This window comes from Listeria marthii, from assembly GCF_014227425.1.
Classification (GTDB): domain Bacteria; phylum Bacillota; class Bacilli; order Lactobacillales; family Listeriaceae; genus Listeria; species Listeria marthii.
Genome location: NZ_JAASWB010000004.1, coordinates 179282 through 198523 on the forward strand (window position 1 = coordinate 179282; position 19242 = coordinate 198523).

Annotated in this window: 23 protein-coding genes and 1 pseudogene; 12 read left to right on the forward strand and 12 right to left on the reverse strand. The window is 35.9% G+C overall.

Annotated features, from left to right (window positions below; genetic code table 11):
* Positions 1–220: 220 nt before the first annotated feature.
* The 6 genes from HCJ55_RS08560 (at position 221) to HCJ55_RS08585 (ending at position 4187) form a co-directional block, all read left to right on the forward strand.
* A complete protein-coding gene (locus tag HCJ55_RS08560) occupies positions 221–670 on the forward strand; it encodes a DUF2712 domain-containing protein (RefSeq protein WP_185504226.1) in 450 nt (149 codons plus the stop codon).
* A gap of 70 nt (positions 671–740) precedes the next feature.
* A complete protein-coding gene (locus HCJ55_RS08565) occupies positions 741–1505 on the forward strand; it encodes a hypothetical protein (protein WP_185517779.1) in 765 nt (254 codons plus the stop codon).
* Positions 1492–2205: a WxPxxD family membrane protein gene (locus tag HCJ55_RS08570; RefSeq protein ID WP_185517781.1), complete on the forward strand. Its 714-nt coding sequence runs from the start codon at positions 1492–1494 to the stop codon at positions 2203–2205. The genes HCJ55_RS08565 and HCJ55_RS08570 overlap by 14 nt, the downstream gene beginning before the upstream one ends.
* A gap of 1 nt (position 2206) precedes the next feature.
* A complete protein-coding gene (locus HCJ55_RS08575; RefSeq protein ID WP_185504229.1) occupies positions 2207–2929 on the forward strand; it encodes a DUF2705 family protein in 723 nt (240 codons plus the stop codon).
* Positions 2930–2944: 15 nt separating this feature from the next.
* Positions 2945–3574, forward strand: a complete 630-nt coding sequence (locus tag HCJ55_RS08580) for an ATP-binding cassette domain-containing protein (protein WP_185504230.1) — start codon at positions 2945–2947, stop codon at positions 3572–3574.
* Positions 3567–4187, forward strand: coding sequence for a hypothetical protein (locus HCJ55_RS08585; protein WP_185504231.1), 621 nt, complete (start codon positions 3567–3569; stop codon positions 4185–4187). The genes HCJ55_RS08580 and HCJ55_RS08585 overlap by 8 nt, the downstream gene beginning before the upstream one ends.
* Before the next feature lie 149 nt (positions 4188–4336).
* On the opposite strand, the gene HCJ55_RS08590 is transcribed toward HCJ55_RS08585, so the two are convergent.
* The 9 genes from HCJ55_RS08590 to HCJ55_RS08630 all read right to left on the reverse strand — a co-directional run bounded on the left by HCJ55_RS08590 (position 4337) and on the right by HCJ55_RS08630 (position 12101).
* The gene (locus tag HCJ55_RS08590) at positions 4337–5212 is read right to left on the reverse strand and encodes a S66 family peptidase (RefSeq protein ID WP_185517783.1); all 876 of its coding nucleotides are present in this window, start codon (positions 5210–5212) and stop codon (positions 4337–4339) included.
* Between the two features lie 81 nt (positions 5213–5293).
* Positions 5294–7195: a beta-glucoside-specific PTS transporter subunit IIABC gene (locus tag HCJ55_RS08595; RefSeq protein WP_185502779.1), complete on the reverse strand. Its 1902-nt coding sequence runs from the start codon at positions 7193–7195 to the stop codon at positions 5294–5296.
* A 204-nt stretch (positions 7196–7399) separates the two neighbouring features.
* Positions 7400–8041, reverse strand: a complete 642-nt coding sequence (locus tag HCJ55_RS08600; protein WP_185517785.1) for a copper homeostasis protein CutC — start codon at positions 8039–8041, stop codon at positions 7400–7402.
* Between the two features lie 55 nt (positions 8042–8096).
* Positions 8097–8801: an SIS domain-containing protein gene (locus HCJ55_RS08605; RefSeq protein ID WP_185391735.1), complete on the reverse strand. Its 705-nt coding sequence runs from the start codon at positions 8799–8801 to the stop codon at positions 8097–8099.
* Between the two features lie 27 nt (positions 8802–8828).
* Positions 8829–9656, reverse strand: a complete 828-nt coding sequence (locus HCJ55_RS08610) for a PTS system mannose/fructose/sorbose family transporter subunit IID (RefSeq protein WP_185391736.1) — start codon at positions 9654–9656, stop codon at positions 8829–8831.
* Complete coding sequence (locus tag HCJ55_RS08615) at positions 9631–10434, reverse strand: PTS mannose/fructose/sorbose/N-acetylgalactosamine transporter subunit IIC (protein WP_185517787.1); 804 nt, start codon at positions 10432–10434, stop codon at positions 9631–9633. Before HCJ55_RS08615 ends, HCJ55_RS08610 begins: the two co-directional genes overlap by 26 nt.
* Positions 10435–10452: 18 nt before the next feature.
* Positions 10453–10944 (reverse strand): PTS sugar transporter subunit IIB, encoded by a 492-nt coding sequence (locus HCJ55_RS08620; RefSeq protein WP_185517789.1) that lies wholly within the window; start codon positions 10942–10944, stop codon positions 10453–10455.
* Positions 10944–11345 carry a PTS sugar transporter subunit IIA gene (locus HCJ55_RS08625; RefSeq protein ID WP_185517791.1) on the reverse strand — a complete coding sequence of 134 codons (402 nt, stop codon included), beginning with the start codon at positions 11343–11345 and terminating at the stop codon, positions 10944–10946. Before HCJ55_RS08625 ends, HCJ55_RS08620 begins: the two co-directional genes overlap by 1 nt.
* A gap of 15 nt (positions 11346–11360) precedes the next feature.
* Positions 11361–12101, reverse strand: a complete 741-nt coding sequence (locus tag HCJ55_RS08630; RefSeq protein WP_185517793.1) for a GntR family transcriptional regulator — start codon at positions 12099–12101, stop codon at positions 11361–11363.
* Between the two features lie 240 nt (positions 12102–12341).
* On the opposite strand from HCJ55_RS08630, the gene HCJ55_RS08635 reads away from it, so the two are divergent.
* Positions 12342–13169: a C39 family peptidase gene (locus tag HCJ55_RS08635; RefSeq protein WP_185517795.1), complete on the forward strand. Its 828-nt coding sequence runs from the start codon at positions 12342–12344 to the stop codon at positions 13167–13169.
* A gap of 36 nt (positions 13170–13205) precedes the next feature.
* On the opposite strand, the gene HCJ55_RS08640 is transcribed toward HCJ55_RS08635, so the two are convergent.
* The gene (locus tag HCJ55_RS08640; protein ID WP_185517797.1) at positions 13206–13634 is read right to left on the reverse strand and encodes a hypothetical protein; all 429 of its coding nucleotides are present in this window, start codon (positions 13632–13634) and stop codon (positions 13206–13208) included.
* Positions 13635–13636: 2 nt separating this feature from the next.
* The gene (locus HCJ55_RS08645) at positions 13637–14740 is read right to left on the reverse strand and encodes a Tle-like phospholipase domain-containing protein (RefSeq protein ID WP_185517799.1); all 1104 of its coding nucleotides are present in this window, start codon (positions 14738–14740) and stop codon (positions 13637–13639) included.
* Between the two features lie 121 nt (positions 14741–14861).
* Here HCJ55_RS08645 and HCJ55_RS08650 point away from each other — a divergent pair, with 121 nt between their 5' ends.
* The 4 genes from HCJ55_RS08650 (at position 14862) to HCJ55_RS08665 (ending at position 16379) form a co-directional block, all read left to right on the forward strand.
* Entirely contained in the window at positions 14862–15179 is a 318-nt protein-coding gene (locus HCJ55_RS08650; protein WP_008946407.1) for a DUF1433 domain-containing protein, read from the forward strand.
* A gap of 11 nt (positions 15180–15190) precedes the next feature.
* The gene (locus HCJ55_RS08655) at positions 15191–15577 is read left to right on the forward strand and encodes a DUF1433 domain-containing protein (protein ID WP_185517803.1); all 387 of its coding nucleotides are present in this window, start codon (positions 15191–15193) and stop codon (positions 15575–15577) included.
* 77 nt (positions 15578–15654) lie between these two features.
* Positions 15655–15969, forward strand: a complete 315-nt coding sequence (locus HCJ55_RS08660; RefSeq protein ID WP_185517805.1) for a DUF1433 domain-containing protein — start codon at positions 15655–15657, stop codon at positions 15967–15969.
* 11 nt (positions 15970–15980) lie between these two features.
* Positions 15981–16379, forward strand: coding sequence for a DUF1433 domain-containing protein (locus tag HCJ55_RS08665; protein WP_185517807.1), 399 nt, complete (start codon positions 15981–15983; stop codon positions 16377–16379).
* Positions 16380–16425: 46 nt separating this feature from the next.
* Here HCJ55_RS08665 and HCJ55_RS08670 read toward each other — a convergent pair whose 3' ends face one another.
* Positions 16426–17859: a 6-phospho-beta-glucosidase gene (locus HCJ55_RS08670; protein WP_003740039.1), complete on the reverse strand. Its 1434-nt coding sequence runs from the start codon at positions 17857–17859 to the stop codon at positions 16426–16428.
* A 223-nt stretch (positions 17860–18082) separates the two neighbouring features.
* Between HCJ55_RS08670 and HCJ55_RS08675 the strand changes: the two are divergent.
* Positions 18083–19200: pseudogene (locus tag HCJ55_RS08675) on the forward strand (CapA family protein).
* Positions 19201–19242: the final 42 nt, after the last annotated feature.

A 19242-nucleotide genomic window follows, 5' to 3' on the forward strand; every position in this document is an offset into this window, starting at 1 on the left:
ATAAAAACTCCTTTTTCATACGCATTTTCTTTTATGTTATCATTTTAACAAAAAATTGAATAGTTATCAGCTTGGACAGTTTATTTCTCGTAAATTATATATGATTAAATATCACTTTTTGTAAAGTATTTATCATTTTCTGTAAATTCAAAAAACATATTGACCAGCTTGATAGATTGTGATATATTTAACAAGCAACATTATTCTATTAGAATAGGAGATGATTATCATGAAAAAATTCGCATCAAAAAACGTTAGACTTATCATAGCACTTGTTATCGGAGTAATGGTTTTCGCACCTGCTTTCCATTCAAAAGCTGCTGATAATAACATTGGTTTCGATTTCAAACTAAAACCAAATTGCGCTAACTCAGGGTCAAGCTCAAGATATAGAGAGACTTCTTCTGTAAATAACCCTTGGAAAGTTCGCCTCGATAACTCAACAGAAGGAAAGGGTACAATTGCTTCTTTTTGGCTAGGTACATATAATAAAAACAAGAATGCTGTACAAGGTTCAGCAATAATGAATGTTAAACAAGGGGCAAAAACACGGTATTGTGGTGCTTACAAAGTAGCTAATAAAAATACAACCTATTTGGCTGCAGAAAATAATAATTATAATTCCAAAACGTACTATGTCGATGGTATTTGGGATGAGGAAACTTGGTAATTATTCTAATTAGGAAAGGGAGTTAAATACATCCCTTTCCTTTTTAAAATGACGAAACGGAGTATACAAAATGAAAAATCAGTTTACCTACTTAATTAACAATAAAACCACTCAAGGAATGTTCATTTTAATCTTACTTATACCTTGTATTGAAATCATTCAATTATACATAATGTTAAAACCAGAAGCAGTCAATATTCATCCTGCTTTTGCATTTTTCCTCGCAGGTTCAAGCCGAGGTCATATCACTCAAATATTATTACTTTGGTTCTTACCTGTTTTAAGTCTGTTACTTGGAGCGGACTCGGCCATTCAAGAATATCAGACCGGTGTTCGTAATATTATTATTAATAAAATAGGAAAAAAATCTTATATTCTTCAAAAATTGGCTGTAAGTTTTATTCTTTGTTTTATCACAATGTTTACAACTTTATTATTAAATTTTATTCTAGTTTCTATTATATTCCTAGGCGGCACTTATAAAATGGGGTTAAATGGATTAGGATCCCTTAATGCTTTATTTGATTTTAGCATTCAAAACCCCTACTTAGCAGATATTGGTTTTGGATTTATGGCTTGCCTAATGGCTGGAATGGCCGGACTTATCGGCACCAGCTCCAGTCTGTTCTTTTTGAATAAGAAATTCGCGTATCCAGCTGCATTTTTTATTTGGTTTCTGATGATTCTTCCAAATAATTCCATTATGTTTATTTTCCAACCTTTTACAGAATACGGCTTTGAAATAATTCTGCCTATTTTTCTAGTTTTCAGCTTAATAGTTTTAATAATTGTTGGTATTCTTTACTTATATGAGGTGAAATATGTTAAAGAGTAGATATTTTCTTCTAATTCTTTCCATGTTCCTCTTTTTTTCTGTTTTTTGGTTCACACAAAACCTGGAGTATCTAAGTTTTCCTAAAAACAGAGAGCTCGTTCTCATCATGAATGGTAGTTTGTATGGGTATGTCTCCATCAAATCCCTTTGCTTGATGCTTGTTTTCCCCTATCTTATTTTTCTTTTACTATTTTCAAAAAAGGAACAAATTGTTGCCTTATCCAGAGAAAAAAATCGCTTACGATTCTACCATAAAATATTGAAAGATATAGTTATCGCAACAGCACTATTTGTAGGTCTATATCTTGGTGTGAATCAGATGTATTCTTTCATTTTTCTAAGTAATAAGTTGCTCACTACTACTCATTTTTATAGTGGAATTTTCTTTTACTTCTTGCTACTTTTTCTCTTTTATTTAGCTATTGGTTTTCTTTTCAGAATTATATATGACTTCACCGCTTCAACTGGCCAAGCGCTTATCTTTGGGGCTTTCGTGATGTGTATTTTTTATCTTATTGATTGGATAATTTTAGAAGGTATCTACTGGACACCTCTTCACAATTTAAATTTCTTTGATCTTTGGTTACAAAATAGTTCCATAATTTCTGAAATACCGTTCATTCTAATCCCAAACGCTGCGCTGGCATTTACCCTATATTTGATTAGTTCTAATATCTTTATAAAAAAGGACTTTTACTAGTATGAAAAATAACAAACTTATCATTTTAGTAGTTATTTGTTTATTTCTACAAGCGATATTATTCATGGCCTTTGATTTCCCGTTCAAAACATTACCAAATCTAAGTGGTTTTCCAGTCGGACTAGCAACGCCAGTAGTAACACGATTATTACTATACTGGTACTTACCAATTATTGCTTTTAGTTTCTATATTTCAGGTAATATAAAAGATTTATTGTCTAATTATGGTTTTTTACAAATTTCTCGTAACTATAAAAAAGAATATTGGCTAATGAAGCAATTTTTAAAACTGTTCATAAGAATTGTTCTTTTTACTTGTTTACAACACGCTTTAATTTCTATAATCACGCCCTATTCTCTACATTTTACTGCTTCTTTTTTCTATTTATTACTTGGATATTCCATTATGTTATTTACTATTTTTAGTTTGCAATATCTTTTGGAACTATTTCTAGATGCGCAAAAAGCTTTATTAATTATAAATGGATATGTAATTATTTCTGTTCTTATAGCAGATTTAATCTATCAAAACACAACAGTTACTTGGCCTTATTATTTATTAATTCCTAATTATGGTATGGGCTTTAGAACTGGATTAATTCCGTTTACTAATACATCTACTTTACTAATCTCAGAACCTACCAGTTTAATTATTTTGCTAGTAGTTTTACTGTGCGTATTTATAGTCGCTCTTAAAAAATTTAAAACAACAGACATTTTATGATAACGGAGGATTTTTATGATTAAAATTGTTAATTTACAAAAAAAAATCAAGCATACGGAAGTGCTTACTAATATTAATTATTCATTTGAATCGGGGAAAATCTATGGTATTTTCGGTAAAAATGGATCTGGAAAAACTATGTTACTTAGATCGCTTGCTGGCTTAATTATTCCAACAAGCGGCAAGATATTCATTGATGATAAAGAACTTCATCAAGATATTTCTTTTCCGCCAAGCATGGGTATTATTATCGAAAACATGGAGTTATTACCCCAATTTGATGCGCAGACAAATTTAAAAATATTATCTAAAATAAAAAATATTGCAAGCAATCAAGATATTGATAACGCCATTTATAGAGTAGGATTATCCCCACATGTTGATAAAAAAGTTAAAAAATATTCGCTTGGAATGAAGCAAAGACTTAATATTGCACAAGCCATTTTTGAAAAACCTGCTGTCATCTTGCTTGACGAACCCACGAATGCGATAGATGATCAAGGTATTGAACTAATTAACCAGCTGCTCTTAGAAGAAAAGAAACGTGGTGCCACCATTATTATTGCAAGTCATCATAAAGAAGACATAGAACCTCTTTGTGATATAAGTATCCGAATGGACCAAGGAAAAATTATCCATGACTAAAACCAAACTAGGTATCTTCATTGCGCTAGCAGTTATTACACTGCTTTTATTCCTCGTTCCTAAAGGTATAAAATATCTCAAAAACCAAAATCCTGAGCTATTGAATACGGCTGAAAACGTTAAACTTCAATCAGGTGAATACACAATTGGAAAAGATATAAAAGTTGGAATCTATGATATGCAAGTAACAAAAGGTTCGCTATCTTACTATGGTACAAAGCTTTCTAAAGGCGATCAAATAATTGGTATTAATTTACTAGATGCTAATAAACTGTATTTTGAAGGATCCGGTGAAGTTGAGCTGACACCTGCAGAATTCCTCCCCATCAAATCCTCTGCCAACATTTTTACAATCGAACATTCTGGTTCTTATGAGGTGGGTAAACAAATTCCAGTTGGAAAATATAGCCTGACTTATATCGCTGACAAAAATAGTATCGAAAAACCTTTTATTCAAATATTACCGTCTTACGCTGATGATGCTCGTGCTGAAATACAATTTGAAAACAAGCAGGCATATACTATTAATTTGAAAGCTGGAGAAATCTTGACGGTTAGAAAAACAAAATCAGAAGAACTTGATGCTATGACTATCTTGCTTGAAAAGAAATAAAAAAAGACCGACAATCAAGTCGGTCCAAAAAAGGGAGTTTAGGATTTTAAGGAAGTTTACAATTAGCAAAAAGGGAGTAAAACTAATTGTATTCCTTGCTTACAAATTCTATATTAAAGGTTAATTATGAACATTTCGCAATAAAAATATTAAAAATTTGTTAATGTTTCTCGTGAGATATTAACTTTCTCTCCAATGCAGCATGGTTTCGCATCTCTACCATGCCCAATTTCGTTCGTTCGGAAAATCGGCACCTTATGTTCTCGTCCAATCTGTTGATATAAGCGGCCTATCCTGTCATACTCGCCACTTTCCTCCGCCTCTGAATGTTGTCCCACAATAATCCCCATACAGCTAGAAAACACACCTAACTGCTCTAATTGCGCTACATAAGAAGCGATTCTCGCCTCTTTCCCACCTAAACTCTCTAGCAAAATCACTTTATTAGTACAATCTGGCATATATTCCGTTCCTGCCAATTTCAAAAAGCAACGAATATTTCCACCGATAACTTCTCCAGCGCGCCATTCAAAATCATTGAGCTGCTCTCCATTAATTGATATGCAATTTTCAAAAAATGTACTTCTAAACTGACTTTGCTGCAACTCGCTATCTTTGCCGACTAAATGCAATAATTGATAATTAAAACCCAGCTGCCCCGTTTTCGCATAAATAGCATTCAAAATGACCGTTAAGTCGCTGTAACCAACAAAAGGCTTTCGCGCGTTTCGAATAATATCAAAATCAAGATATGGCAACACTTGATTTGCCGCATCTCCGCCAGAAATATCAAATATCACTTTCACTTCTGGGTTTTGATATAAATTCATCAGTTCCGCCGCCCGTTCTTTAGGAGAACCACTATAAGGCGAGGGTTCAATTTGAAAAATGGTCTGAGCAAATATGACTCGCAAACCAAATTCTGCTCTCAAAACTTCCTCCAGCCACTCAATTCGCGACTTATCTTCCGCTTTCCGGCCATCAGAACAACAAATAATCCCCACTGCGTCACCTTTTACTAACACATGCTTCACCGCCTATTTTTCCCCAGTATAACACAAAAACAGCTTGAGCAAGATAGCGCCCAAGCTGTTTATTTAGAAGTCTTAAATTACTAATGTGATTAAACGTTCTTCAAGTTTCGCTTCTTTTGCATCTGTGATCATTACGTCTAAATATTGGTTAGAGTTTGTTACTACTACTGGAGTTGTAACGTCATATCCAGCAGCTTTAATGCCTTCAATATCAAATTCAGTTAGTAATTGACCTTTTTCGATTGTATCGCCTTGTTTAACGTGTGCTGTGAAGAATTTACCTTCTAGTTGAACTGTGTCCATACCAATGTGGATTAATACTTCTGCACCGTCTTTAGTTGTAATACCGATTGCATGACCAGTTGGGAAGATAGTTGTTACTGTTCCTGCTGCTGGAGCTACTACACGTCCAACAGTCGGGATGATTGCAACACCTTTTCCAAGTGCACCGGATGAAAATGCTTCGTCTTTTACTTCTGCTAAAGTTACGATTTCGCCAACTACTGGAGCTGGAATTGTTTCACGTTCGATTAAAGTTTCGCCTTCAACTGTGTTAGATTCTTCTACAACTGTTTCAGCTGGATCTTTGAATCCTACTACATAAGTTAAGATGAAACCAAGGATGAAGCTGATAACCATTGCGATAATTACCCACCAGAATGCGCTTGTAATACCAGCGCCTGGTTGGATGAAGTTAGGAAGACCGAAGATTCCAAGTCCACCCATGATATAAGCTTTTGCACTTGCAAAGCCAATGATTCCGCCACCAATACCACCAGCGATACAGCTCATGATGAATGGTTTTTTCAGTGGTAAAGTAACCCCGTAAATCGCTGGCTCAGTTACGCCAAAGATACCGGAAATAAATGCTGGAATACTAAGAGATTTAATTTTTGTGTTTTTAGTTTTGAAGAATACTGCTAATACTGCACCGATTTGGGCAAAAGAAGCACCAAACATCATTGCAAGAATTGGATCTGCTCCAAGTGTTGTTAAGTTGTTGATTGCCACTGGAACAAGACCCCAGTGAAGTCCAAAGATAACGAATACTTGCCAGAAACCACCTAAGATTAAACCAGCAACGATTGGGCTTAAGTTATAAATCCAAATTGTTCCTGCTCCAAGTAATTGTCCAGCCCAAGTTGCGATTGGTCCGATTACAAGGAAAGTAAGTGGAACTACTACTAATAATGTACAGAATGGAACTACGAAAGTTTTGATTACATCTGGAATGATTTTCTTGAAGCCTTTTTCTACTTTTGCACCAAAGTAAGTTGCTAAAATAATCGGAATAACAGAAGATGCATAAGACATCAAGATAACTGGAATTCCTAAGAATGTTACGTGAATTGGAGATTCAAAAATTGTTCCTGCGAAAAGTGTGTAAATTGGGTCACCTGCTGAAATACCTGCAAGAGCTGGATAAACTAGCGAACCACCAATTGCCATCCCGATAAATATGTTTCCGCCGAATTTCTTCATTGCTGTGTAACCTAGGAAAATTGGGAAGAAGTAGAATAAACAATCCCCAATTGCATAAAGTAGTTGGTACGTACCTGAAGTAACTGTAATCCAACCAAATGCTGCAAACATTGCTGTGAAACCTTTAATCATACCTGTTGCGGCTAATACACCTAGAACTGGTGTAAATACGCCAGAAATCATATCGATGAAGCGGTTGAATAGGTTACCACTTGCAGGAGCGCTTTCTTCTTCTCCTTCAGCTGAAATCCCACCAACTTCTAATACTGCTTTAAATACGTCTGGTACATGGTTACCAATAACTACTTGGTATTGACCACCACTTTTAATGACAGAAATTACTCCATCAAGTTTTTCAATTTCTTTTGTGTTCGCAATGTTCTCATCTTTCAGTTTAAACCGAAGTCTGGTAATACAATGGAAAACACTGTTGATATTTTCTTTACCGCCGACATTTTTCAGGATGTCTTTTGCTAACTGTTCATATTTCATTTTGACGACTTCCTTCCTCTTTTTGGTTTTTTGGGCAAAAAGAAAAACCTAAGCTCATTCGAGGACTCCACGTATATACGTGTCCTTCAAATCAGCTTAGGTTTTGCCCAATGAATTGGTAACAATCCTTTGTGATGAGATAAATATATCATATAAAGAAAACGGTTGCAACCCTTTTTTAAAAATAAATTTATTTGGGGAGTTTTAGTACTCCCCAAACAAGTCAGTGCCATGGATTTCAGCTGCTCCAGTTTCTTTTAAAATCCATTTTATATTGTGTGATTTAATCCCGCCGCCGGGTAAAATAATTATTCGGTCCGCTGCGTAATTGATGTATTTTCGCCAATTGATAAAGGTTTCTTCTGGAAGTTTAGCTCCGTCCCCGCCGTGCGTAAGAATTCGCGTGACACCTTGCTCTGCTAGCCAATCAATCGCCGGTAATTTTTCCGATTCTATTAACTCATCAAATGCCATATGAAAAGTCACTTCGACACCTTTCGCCGCCTTTATCAACTCATTTATAGCTGGTTTATCTAGTAACCCTGCATCCGTAATACAGCCAAAAACCACACCATCAACTGCTATTTTCTTATACATCAAAATATCCTCGCGCATAATCGCAATTTCTTCTTTTGTATAGCTAAAATTGCCTTTTCGAGGACGAACCATCGCCATTACGCTCACATTTTGTTCATGGCAAACTCGTACCACATAATTTGCAACTCCGTAACTAACAGAAGTCCCGCCCTCCGCCAGATTATCACAAAGCTCAACTCGATTAGCTCCAGCAGCAATAACTTTTGCCAAGTTAGTAGTGTTTTCAATACACGCTTCTTTTAAAACCATCTTCTAGCCTCCAAAAAAAGCGCGAAAACAACGTTCATTTTCGCGCCCGTTTTTATTATAAGTGGAAAATCCGATCAGCGAATTTGTCTTCAATCGCAAAATTGTATTCGTAGCCGCCATCAATATTAGCGCTGCGATAAACTGGCGGTGTATAGCCTTTTTCCAGCATAAGTTCTACCGCTTCATAAATTGTTTGTTGGAGAAGCAGAACGGCTGAGAAGGAAGATGTTCCGCAAACTTTTCCTTCTAATCCATCTAATTCAAGTGCCGCATCCCCTTGGATCGAGCGATTATCTAAAATAACATCCGCAAATTCATACAACAGTTTTCCAGAAGAGTGTCTAGAAGCGGCTGTTTGCGAGGCATCTAGTGCTGTTACAACAATCAATTTGCAACCTTGCGATTTAATCCATTCCGCAAGCTCAATTCCCATCGGATTACGACCTGAATTAGATATAAGGAAAAAGATATCATTTGGTTTAGCTTGTAATCTATGAGTCAGCAAGGAACCAACGCCCTCAATAGATTCATAATAGCCACCAGCCGGATCCATAATAACTTTCGATGGAATAAGTCCTCCCGCTCTCCCGCATACTTCAATGGCCGCCGCATAAGAGTGCCCACTACCGAATGCTTGAATAATCCCGTCATTCATAATACTGTCTGCCACCAATTTTGCTGCTTGATGAATACTTTCCGCCTGTGTTTTTTCTAGTTCTTCCGTTAATTCACGCGCTTTGTCAAAAAAAGTTAATCCCATTTTGTCTATTCCTCCAATTTTCATATTTTAACCTAGAATTTTTAGGTTGAATAAAATAATCGCAATAACCATTACTAATAAAATTGCTTTCGTAGATGTCATTTTTTTATGGCCTAAAAGTGCATAGATTAGCGCCACGAGTAAAACTGGAACGAGTGAAGGCATGATTTGATCGAGCATGTCTTGCATTTTTAGTTCTACTTTTCCTGATTTATAAACAAATGGGACAGTTGCTTTGATTACGGTTGGTATTAGTGCTCCAACGACTGTGACCCCAAGTAAAATAGCTGCATCGGTTAACGCGTTAAGTCTGTCTGCAAATTCAGTTACTAGTTTCGCACCTTGCTTATATCCGAGTGGAAGTAGAGTGAATCTAGCTCCTACAACTAAAATATTAACTAATACCCAGATAACCACACCCGTCACATTACCTTGAAGCCCCATATAAGCTGCAATTGATCCAAAAATCGTTGGTAAAATAACTCCGAAAATCGTATCTCCCACACCAGCAAACGGTCCCATCAAACCAGTTTTCAAACCAGTTACGACCTCTTTTGAAGCTTTCTTTTCTCGTTCTTCAATCGCCATGTCCATCCCTAAAATCAGACCGCCGACCATAGGATTCGTATTGAAAAATTGGTTGTGCATATTCATCATATCTTTTAAATCATCGTCTGTTTTGTAAAGCTTACGAAGCGTTGGCATAATACTATAAAGATAACCAGTCGACATCATTCGCTCATAGTTCCAACAGATTTGGCTAGCAAACAACCAACGAAAGTTTGCTGCTATTAAATCGCGTCTCTTGAGGACTTTTTCAAAATCCTGCTCAGTCTTCGTATTCGCCATCTTCATTCTCCTCCCCAACTAGCGCTGCGCCATTTGCTCCTACAGCTACTGGATTTTTGAAATTTTGTTTGAAGTAAATGATTGCTAAAGCCACACCAATTAGCGCTACACCTAGCATCGGCACTTTTAGATAGGCTGCTGCTACAAAACCGATGATCAAATAGGCGACGAATTTGTTTGTTGGCAAGTAACGAAGGAGAATCGCGATACCAACTACTGGAAGAATGCCACCAGCTACACGAAGTCCGCCCATCAGCCATTCTGGAATTTCATTAAGAATAAAATCAACCACGCTTTGTCCGAAAGTCAACATGATAAATACTGGAACCGCACGTGATAAAGCCCATGGTAATGCTCCGTACCAAATATTCCTTTTAACCGCCGAGATATTTCCCGAAGCGATGTTAGTATCAATCCGGTGCAAGAAAAATGTATTGGTAAATCTTGCTAAAATATCTAATTGAACCATTAAAAGTCCTACTGGAATCGCAAGTCCAATCGCAAATTCCGCATCCTGACCTGATAAAACGGCAAACACTGTTCCGACGATTGCTCCCGTTGTAAAGTCAGGAATCGACGCGCCGCCGTATGTACCAACACCTAGAACCATCAGCTGTAACGTTGCCCCAATTGCAAGTCCGAGCACCATATCACCCATAATGATTCCAGCAAGCGTTCCTGTTATTACAGGGAAATTAAGTCCTATTACTAAAGTTAAAGCATCAAGAATGGTACAAGCTGCAAGTATAACTAACAATATAATCTGCCAAACTGCTAAATCCATTGTAGTTCTCCCTTCTTATTACTTATTTTTTAATAAACTTGCAAATTCAACTGCATCTTCACTTGGAACCATTTGAGCAGTGATTTTAATGCCTTTTTTGGATAAATAATCAAAATCTTCCAAATTTTCATCCGTCACGCTTACTGATTTTTTGATTTGACGGCTCCCTGCTTTCGTCGACATATTTCCAACATTGATTTGGGGAAGTTCTACACCAGCATCCACTAAACCGCGAAGAGCTTGAGGTGATTTTACAATTAAGAAAACTTGCTGACCTGCGTATTTATCGTTATTGATATTATTTGCTGCACCTTTGACTGTCAAAATGCTTAATTTAACACCAGCTGGCACGGCGGTTTTTAGGGCAATTTTTTCCATATCATTTTTCACAACAGCGTCATCAACAATCATGATTCGTGTTGCTTTTATAGTATTTGTCCACATTGTTGCGACTTGCCCGTGAATTAGTCTTTCATCTACGCGTACGTGTTTAATTCCGTTAGTTCCCATCAGTCCTCTTCCTCCCCATCATCGGTTACTGTTGCATTATTTGCTTTCTGCTCTACAAATTGAATGTTTTCTTTCGCTTCAAGCATCGCCCCTTCTAAATTTTCTCCAAGGCTAAGTGGGATGATTAATCCTAACGACAAACCTGATATGACTTTAACTTCTGGATTTTTTGCACGAAACATTTGAGCTGCATTACACGGAGTTCCACCAACAATATCAACAATGATAGCGGTTTCATTTATAGGTGAATAAACTGCCGTGTAAGCATCTATTACATCTGTCACCCCCATTTCTTCGGTAAAAGTAATTGCTGCAATATTGGTTGTTTGGCCAGTAATCATTTGGCAGCTATTTTTCACTTCCTGCGCATACCGGCCATGTGCTGCGATAATATAATCCAAGTAATTAACTCCCTTCTATTGTTTTTTCTTTTCAATTTCAATAGAGTAAAAATTATGCCGTAAATAGCTTTCAATATATTCATAGGGTTGCCCCTCTGGCACATAAGTTATTCTTTCAATACGGTAAAGTGGCAATTCGGTATCAATTTCGAGTAATTTGAAATTATTTTTGTCTTTTACTGGAAATTCGACTTGAATTCTTTCTTTCATCGCTTCGTGCAGAATATTAATGCCATACAGCTCTTTAATCACTTCAGATAAAGAATTAAACTTTTCGAAATTCGTTAGATCGACGTTAATCAAATTGGATTTCGCCATATAGTTATTTTGAACAGTCCAAGGTAGATCATCAATAAGGCGGATTCGTTGAAAATGAACAATCATATTTTCAGGTGGAATCTGTAATTTTTCAGCGATTCGCGCATCCTGAATTTCATTAATTGCTACAACTCTTGTGTGCTCATTAGTAATTTTTGTTTTACGGTTGAATCTTCCGTTCGGCACTGTTGTATATTCATTAAAAATAACTTCTTCGTTGATAATCGATTTACTGACATAGGTGCCTTTTCCTTGATAACGCGCTAAAATCCCAGCTCGTACTAATTCGTGTAAAGCACGAACCACCGTTGTATTACTAACGTTGTATTTCTTTTTCAGTTCATCTTCTGAATAAATTTTTTCTCCTGGCTTAAAAGTTCCGTCATTAATTAATCGCTTGATATCATTGATTATAATAGCGTATTTTGGTTCCGCCATAACAAATTCCCCCTAAAGCATCCCGCGCGTTAACACGTTAAGTTTTAGGTTAATGGTACCATGATAATTTTTTGATTGCAAACTTGAATTAGCCTGCTATCACTGAACTTTTTACTAATAACCGGTTAACACGTTAAGTTCATTTTTATAGTAACACGGGCATTTCATTTATGCAAGCGTTTTCTTTTTATTTTTGAAAAATAGGGTATACATAAGTAATCTGTGTCAAAGGGGGAAATAATGGGGACTTTTTTGGGGAAATGGGGGAAATGGATACTCGTCTTGGGATTAGTTTTAAGTGTATTTAGTGTTTCTACAACTGGTCAGGCGGCGGCAAAGGAAACGGTGATAAATAAGCAAATGGTAACAACCGCAAGTCTCAACGTTCGTTCAACCAACGCCACATCAGGAAAAGTTGTCGGCTGGCTTAAAAATAATACAAAATTCAAAGCGATCGCAAAAACATCCAATAACTGGTATCGCTTTAGTTTTAAAGGAAAAAACGGCTACGTATCTGGGAAATATGTAAAAGTTGCAACCGCCGCACCAGCTCCCACACCAGCACCGTCAACGCCAAAAATTGTACAAATGAACGTACCGCTAATCGTTCAGCGCCCGCAATTACCAACAGGCTGTGAAATCACAAACATTGCGATGATGCTACGCTATGCTGGGAAAAATGTCGATAAAGTCAAACTCGCCAAAGAAATGAAACGACATAAATCCAATCCGAATTATGGTTTCGTTGGGAATCCTTTTTCTAAAAGTGGCTGGACAATTTATCCTCCCGCTTTGGTGAATCAAGTGAAAAAATATACCGGCACTGCGAAAAATATGACTGGTACGAATTTAGGCGGTATTAAAAATCAGTTGAATAAAAAACGTCCGGTTGTGGCTTGGGTTAGTAATTTCCACGGCTTTTCTGTCCACGCAATCACTATTACTGGGTATGATAAAAATAATTTTTACTACAACGACAGCTGGTCTGGCCAAAAAAACGCCCGAATTTCGCAAAGTTATTTTAATACTTGTTGGAGCAAACAAGCAAAACGCACGATTTCTTATTAAGGAAAAACCTGCTATCCGATTATGGTAGCAGGTTTTTTACTTATCTAATTTGAGGGATGCTTTGCAGTCATAGATTAAATTTTCATTTGGAACAATTTGATAACTACGATATTGTATCATCCAATCTTTTAAAGCATGCCCTGTTTTAGACTCGAATGAGCATTCCATTTGCGCAACAATATCCGCATAATCTGCAAGTAAATCTACCCATAACTGGTCAATTCTTGCCAATTCTTGTTTTCCATCTTCTATTATTTCTGATACTTTTTTAGGGACTTCTGATTGTAAATGTTGTTTTTGCATCTGCTTGTCTAAAGCTCGTTGCGCAGCGATTATATCCGCTCTTTCTTGGCTACTTAGTTCTTTATCTTTGTTATCTAACTTAGCTTGTAGTCGCTGTTGCTCTTGTTTCGCATAATAATCATAGCTCTCTATTTTGCTTGATCTTGGTGAACTCCCGTACATTTCTACCATCCTTTACTATTTTCTTTTATCCAACTTCCTAGCTCTTTATCTTTTTTACTAAAGGAGAGTGCAGCACTAATTACTTCTTCTTTAAAATCACTTAACTTTTGAATTGCTTTCCGATTTCCATCATAGAACTCTTCAAATTTATCCGTGTCATGGAATCTATATACACCATCTTTATATTTCTGCGAGACTTCTGTAAGCACATCATCCACATCCCAATTCGTTAATTCGCTATACTTTCCACCCTCCCAAGTTTCTTCATCTAGCCTATATCGCAAACGTTGTGACTGACTCTTCTCCCATTCCTCGTAATCTTGCATGATATTTTCTATCTGGCGCATTTTCATAAAAACATCATCTAATCGTCTAATTTGATTGATGATTTCATCTGGTTTAACTAGTAACTCAGCTGAACCATTTTCCCCAAAACACCCTGTAAAAGTAGACTGCATATGCCCACCGATACCTAGTTTGTCTAATTTATTTTTGCTCGTATTTCGTTTCATTAAAAATTGCTGGTAAAAAACGGTTGCATTCGGAGGTAACATCCCAACAACATCATCTGAATGATAATAGTCTTTTATTAGATTCCAATATTCTCCACGTAGAGCTTTTTCTTGCTCTTCTTCTGTTAATTTATTAAATGACCGCGCAGCAGCAAACGTTACGGCAGGCTTTAAATGTTTCACTGCCTCATACTGAGCCAATCCACCGCCCAAACTATGACCTGTGAAACTATAATCCATCGTTCTATATTTTTTCAGTGTTTCATTAACAAATTTATCATAGGATTTAAATTGACTTTGCTTGCTACCATCCTTATCAAGCAAACCTATATTTTCCTTCCAATCATCTAACTCTTCCGAACCTCTTGAAACAAAAATAATATGATTATATGTTTTTAAATTCCCGCTATTATAGTTTTTGTAGTCTTTTAAGGGCACCACTGCAATTGCTTGAAGACCGTTGTTTTGGTTTGTGGAGTTGATGGTTACCCAGTTTTCTTTGTTAGCTAGCTCTATTGCAGTGCCTCTGTTTAAATTTTTATCTTCATAACTTTTTTCTGCTAAATAGAAATTTGTATCATCTTTTAATTTCACTCACATTCAGCCCTTTTCTATGTTATTATTTTTATGAGGTGAAAACATGAAAAAAAGAAATATTGTAATTTTTTTCATTATTATAATTATAATACTTAGTTGCATTGGAGGATACATAATTTTGAAAAAACATCAAGAAAGCATAGAAAAAGAAGCATTCTTAAAAGAAGAAGCCCCTAGAATTGAACAATTTTTGAAGTATAACTATAACAATATTAACAAATTGAACTTTACTCATGTTAAAGTTTCTCCTATGGGGATTCCATACATAGAAGGGTTTATCAATAATGACGAAAATCTATTTTTCAGTGCTACTATTTATGATGAACATTTTGAAAATAGCATTAGTGTCCCTGAAGATGTTAACAATTGGCGTAAAAACGAAATAAATAAAACTGTTTCCGAAATTCAGCAACAAGAAAAAAACAAAAATCCTTGAGGTGAACTTCTTTGAAAAAACAGCTTATTATTATCGTATCTATTTTAATCATCATTTTGAGTTGTTTTACTGGCTATGTATTTTGGAAAAAATATGAAATTCATATAGCAAATAAAACTCTTTTAAAAGAAGAACCTCCACGAATCGAAAAATATTTAAAATATAACTATAATAATATTGAGAACGTAACCTTTACTAAGGCTGATTTTACAGGAATGGGTACTCCATACATAGAAGGATATGTAAACGGAGATAAAGATCTATACTTCACGACTTCTATTTATAACGATCATTTTGAAAAAAATGTTGGAATGCCAATAGAAATGTATGAATGGGCTAAATATCCCGTAGATAAAACGGTAACTGAAATCCAACAAGAAGAAAATAAAACTCCTTGAGGTGAAGACCTTTGAAGAAACGCACAATTTTTATTCTTTTTTTAATTTTAATCCTAGTTTTTAGTGGGGGTTTATTTTTGAAAAAACATCAAGAAAATGTGGAAAGAGAAGCGTTCCTAAAAGAAGAGTCTCCTAGAATTGAACAATTTTTAAAATATAACTATAGCAATATTAATAAAGTAACTTTTACTCATGTAAAGGTTTCGCCTATGGGAATCCCTTATATTGAAGGGTATATTAACGATGATAAAGAGCTTGCTTTTAGTGCATCTATATTCGAAGACCACTTTGAAAGAAGTATTAGTATACCAAAACAGGTTGGAGAATGGAGCAAATATGAGGTTGATAAATCTGTAACTGAAATTCAACAAGAAAAAGACAAAAATCCTTGAGGTGAACTTCTTTGAAAAAACAGCCTATTATTCTCATCTCTATTTTAATCATATTGCTATGTTCGTTATGTGGATTTTTATTTTGGGGAAAATATGAAAATCAAAATACTAACAGGATATTCACTCAACAAAAACCAAGAATTGAAGCGTTTTTCGATTATAATTACAATGGTGTTAATGAAATTACTTTAACTAGTTTACAGGAAAATCCAACTGGTGTAGTTCACATTAAAGGTTATATAAATGGGGACGAAGATCTATGGATTGATGCTGGACTCTTTGATTCAGCCGGAGTAGAGATAGTAAATTCTGCAAAAGAAGTAGATGAAAAGTTTCTGAAAACTGAAAACGAAGAAAATATAAAAACAGTTTCTGAAATTCAACAACAAGAAAACTCAAAAAACCAATAAAACAAAACCCCCACCTTCATCACCGAAAGTGGGGGTTTCCTATATTCTAGTCGATATCTTTACCGTTTGTTTCAATTACTTTTTTGTACCAGTCGAATGATTTTTTCTTCGAGCGGTTTAGTGTTCCGTTGCCTTTGTTGTCACGGTCAACGTAGATGAAGCCGTAGCGTTTTTTCATTTCGCCAGAACCAGCGCTGACAAGGTCGATGCAGCCCCATGGTGTGTAGCCAAGAAGTTCCACGCCGTCCTCGATTGCTTCGCCCATTTCGCGAACGTGTTCACGCATGTAGTCGATTCTGTAATCATCATTGATTGAGCCGTCTTCTTCTACTGTATCCACTGCACCTAAGCCATTTTCAACGATGAAAAGTGGTTTTTGGTAACGGTCGTAAATTGTATTCATAGTAATACGTAGACCTAGTGGATCAATTTGCCAGCCCCATTCGCTTGCTTTTAGGTATGGATTTTTTAGTGTTGCGAAAACGTTGCCTTCTGTTTCTTTGTTTTTCTCTGGATCAGCGCTTGTTAGACGAGAAGAATAGTAGCTGAATGCCACGTAATCAACTGTGTGATCGCGTAATGCGTCTAAGTCGCCATCTTCCATTTTGATGTTGATGTTGTGTTCTTTGAAGAAACGTTTAGTGTAGCTTGGATAGTAACCACGTGCTTGAACGTCGATGAAGAAGTAGCCTTCACGGTCAGCTTGAATGGATTTCCAAATATCTTCTGGGTTACATGTCATTGGGTATGTGTTCCCAGCTGCAAGCATACAACCGATTTGGTTTTCTGGGTTGATTTCATGACCAAGTTTTGTCGCCAAAGCAGATGCAACTAATTGGTGATGAGCCGCTTGATATTTTACTTCTTCTGGATTTTCTTCGTTAGTAACGTCCATGCCGCCACCAAAGAAAGGAATATGAAGAATCATGTTAATTTCGTTAAATGTCATCCAATATTTTACTTTATCTTTGTAACGCGTGAAAATAGCTTCACAGAAATTTAAGTAAAAATCGATACATTTACGGTTTTTCCAGCCACCATATTTTTTGAAAACTTCTAGTGGAGTATCGAAATGGTTGATTGTAACTACTGGCTCGATGCCGTATTTATGACATTCATCGAAAACTTTGTCATAAAATGCTAATCCTTTTTCATTTGGTGTAGTTTCGTCACCATTTGGGAAAATACGCGGCCAGCTGATGGACATACGGAAACATTTGAAGCCCATTTCTGCCATTAATTTAATGTCTTCTTTATAACGATGATAAAAATCAATTGATTCATGACTTGGGTAAAAACCGTAATCAGTAGAAAGCGCTTTCGTTGGATTGAATAAGGCATCCCAGCGTCCGTCCTCTACTGTTGGTACTATATCTACTAGTGAAAGTCCCTTGCCGTCTTCAAGATATGCGCCTTCACATTGGTTTGCAGCAACTGCTCCGCCCCATAAAAAGCCTTTAGGAAATTTTGATTCTGTCATTATGTCTAACTCCTCTCACGAATATAATTTACTTCTCCACTATAAAATATGTAATGCATTACATAGCAAGCAATAATTTAAATTTTTTTAAATTCGTCTTATTTTTTATGATTTCAAAGTTCACACTTTAGCCATTTTCTTCCTCAAAAGAGCCTGTTTTTGATAAAAGTCTTTTTCTCCACACTGATAGAATTAGTTAACTTTTAAATTAGGAGGAGAAAAAATGAAATCCAGAAAAAAAGGGATTATACTGATAGTGTCAATTATTTTAATTTTTTCCATTGGTTTATTAGTGAACACCATCATGACAAACAACAAAGAAACCGCTAAGCCAAAAAAGAAAACCGTCGTTGCTGTTAAAAAGAAAAAAGAGACACCGCCAAAACCAAAAGAACCATTTAACATTGATTTTACAGGTGATATTATGTTTGATTGGGATTTACGACCAGTTTTAGCAGAAAAGGGAATGGATTATCCTTTTAATAACGTTCGCGAGGAACTGAAATCGAGCGACTATACATTTGTTGATTTAGAAACAGCTATTACAACTCGAACAAAAAAAGTCCCTTACCAAGAATTTTGGATTAAAAGTGATCCTAGTTCTTTAACCGCTTTGAAAAATGCTGGGGTTGATATGGTTAATATTAGTAATAACCATATTTTAGACTATTACGAATCTGGATTGCTTGATACAACAGCGGCATTGCGCGCCAATAATTTAGCCTATGTTGGGGCTGGTAAAAATGAAGATGAAGCTTATCAACTGAAAGTAGCTGACATCAAAGGAAATAAAGTTAGTTTCATGTCGTTTTGCCACTTTTTCCCGAATACGGGTTGGATTGCCGACGAAGATACTCCAGGGTTACTAATGGTTATGATTTAAACCTTGTCGAAGAAAAAATCAAAGAAGAACGCGCAAGAAATAAAGATATTGATTATATGGTCGTTTATTTTCACTGGGGTGTTGAAAAGACGAATACACCTGTAGATTATCAAACCCAATACATGAAAAAACTAGTGGATGATAATTTAGTTGATGCGATTGTTGCCAGCCATCCACACTGGCTCCAAGGGTTTGAAGTTTACAAAGATGTTCCAATTGCTTATTCATTAGGTAATTTCTTATTCCCTGACTATGTTTCTGGTCATTCAGCAGAAACAGGGATTTATAAATTGAATTTTAATCAAGGTAAAGTAACCGCCCATTTTGATCCGGGTATTATTTCAGGCAATCAAATTAATATGCTTGAAGGCTCTTCCAAGACAGCATAATTAAATTATCTGCAATCCATTTCTCCAAATGCAACCATTAATAGTAATGGTGATATTTCCGCAAAATAAAAAAAGCTGATGCCAGGTTCGGTATACACCGTTCCATGGATC

Bases quoted from the DNA above. Each gene is read 5' to 3' on its own strand.
- HCJ55_RS08610 (WP_185391736.1), bottom strand. From the start codon at position 9,656: ATGAAGATGGCGAATACGAAGACTGAGCAGGATTTTGAAAAAGTCCTC.
- HCJ55_RS08630 (WP_185517793.1), bottom strand. From the start codon at position 12,101: ATGGCGGAACCAAAATACGCTATTATAATCAATGATATCAAGCGATTA.
- HCJ55_RS08615 (WP_185517787.1), bottom strand. From the start codon at position 10,434: ATGGATTTAGCAGTTTGGCAGATTATATTGTTAGTTATACTTGCAGCT.
- HCJ55_RS08560 (WP_185504226.1), top strand. From the start codon at position 221: ATGATTATCATGAAAAAATTCGCATCAAAAAACGTTAGACTTATCATA.
- HCJ55_RS08570 (WP_185517781.1), top strand. From the start codon at position 1,492: ATGTTAAAGAGTAGATATTTTCTTCTAATTCTTTCCATGTTCCTCTTT.
- HCJ55_RS08640 (WP_185517797.1), bottom strand. From the start codon at position 13,634: ATGTACGGGAGTTCACCAAGATCAAGCAAAATAGAGAGCTATGATTAT.
- HCJ55_RS08585 (WP_185504231.1), top strand. From the start codon at position 3,567: ATGACTAAAACCAAACTAGGTATCTTCATTGCGCTAGCAGTTATTACA.
- HCJ55_RS08575 (WP_185504229.1), top strand. From the start codon at position 2,207: ATGAAAAATAACAAACTTATCATTTTAGTAGTTATTTGTTTATTTCTA.
- HCJ55_RS08565 (WP_185517779.1), top strand. From the start codon at position 741: ATGAAAAATCAGTTTACCTACTTAATTAACAATAAAACCACTCAAGGA.
- HCJ55_RS08595 (WP_185502779.1), bottom strand. From the start codon at position 7,195: ATGAAATATGAACAGTTAGCAAAAGACATCCTGAAAAATGTCGGCGGT.
- HCJ55_RS08580 (WP_185504230.1), top strand. From the start codon at position 2,945: ATGATTAAAATTGTTAATTTACAAAAAAAAATCAAGCATACGGAAGTG.
- HCJ55_RS08635 (WP_185517795.1), top strand. From the start codon at position 12,342: ATGGGGACTTTTTTGGGGAAATGGGGGAAATGGATACTCGTCTTGGGA.
- HCJ55_RS08670 (WP_003740039.1), bottom strand. From the start codon at position 17,859: ATGACAGAATCAAAATTTCCTAAAGGCTTTTTATGGGGCGGAGCAGTT.
- HCJ55_RS08600 (WP_185517785.1), bottom strand. From the start codon at position 8,041: ATGGTTTTAAAAGAAGCGTGTATTGAAAACACTACTAACTTGGCAAAA.
- HCJ55_RS08605 (WP_185391735.1), bottom strand. From the start codon at position 8,801: ATGGGATTAACTTTTTTTGACAAAGCGCGTGAATTAACGGAAGAACTA.
- HCJ55_RS08620 (WP_185517789.1), bottom strand. From the start codon at position 10,944: ATGGGAACTAACGGAATTAAACACGTACGCGTAGATGAAAGACTAATT.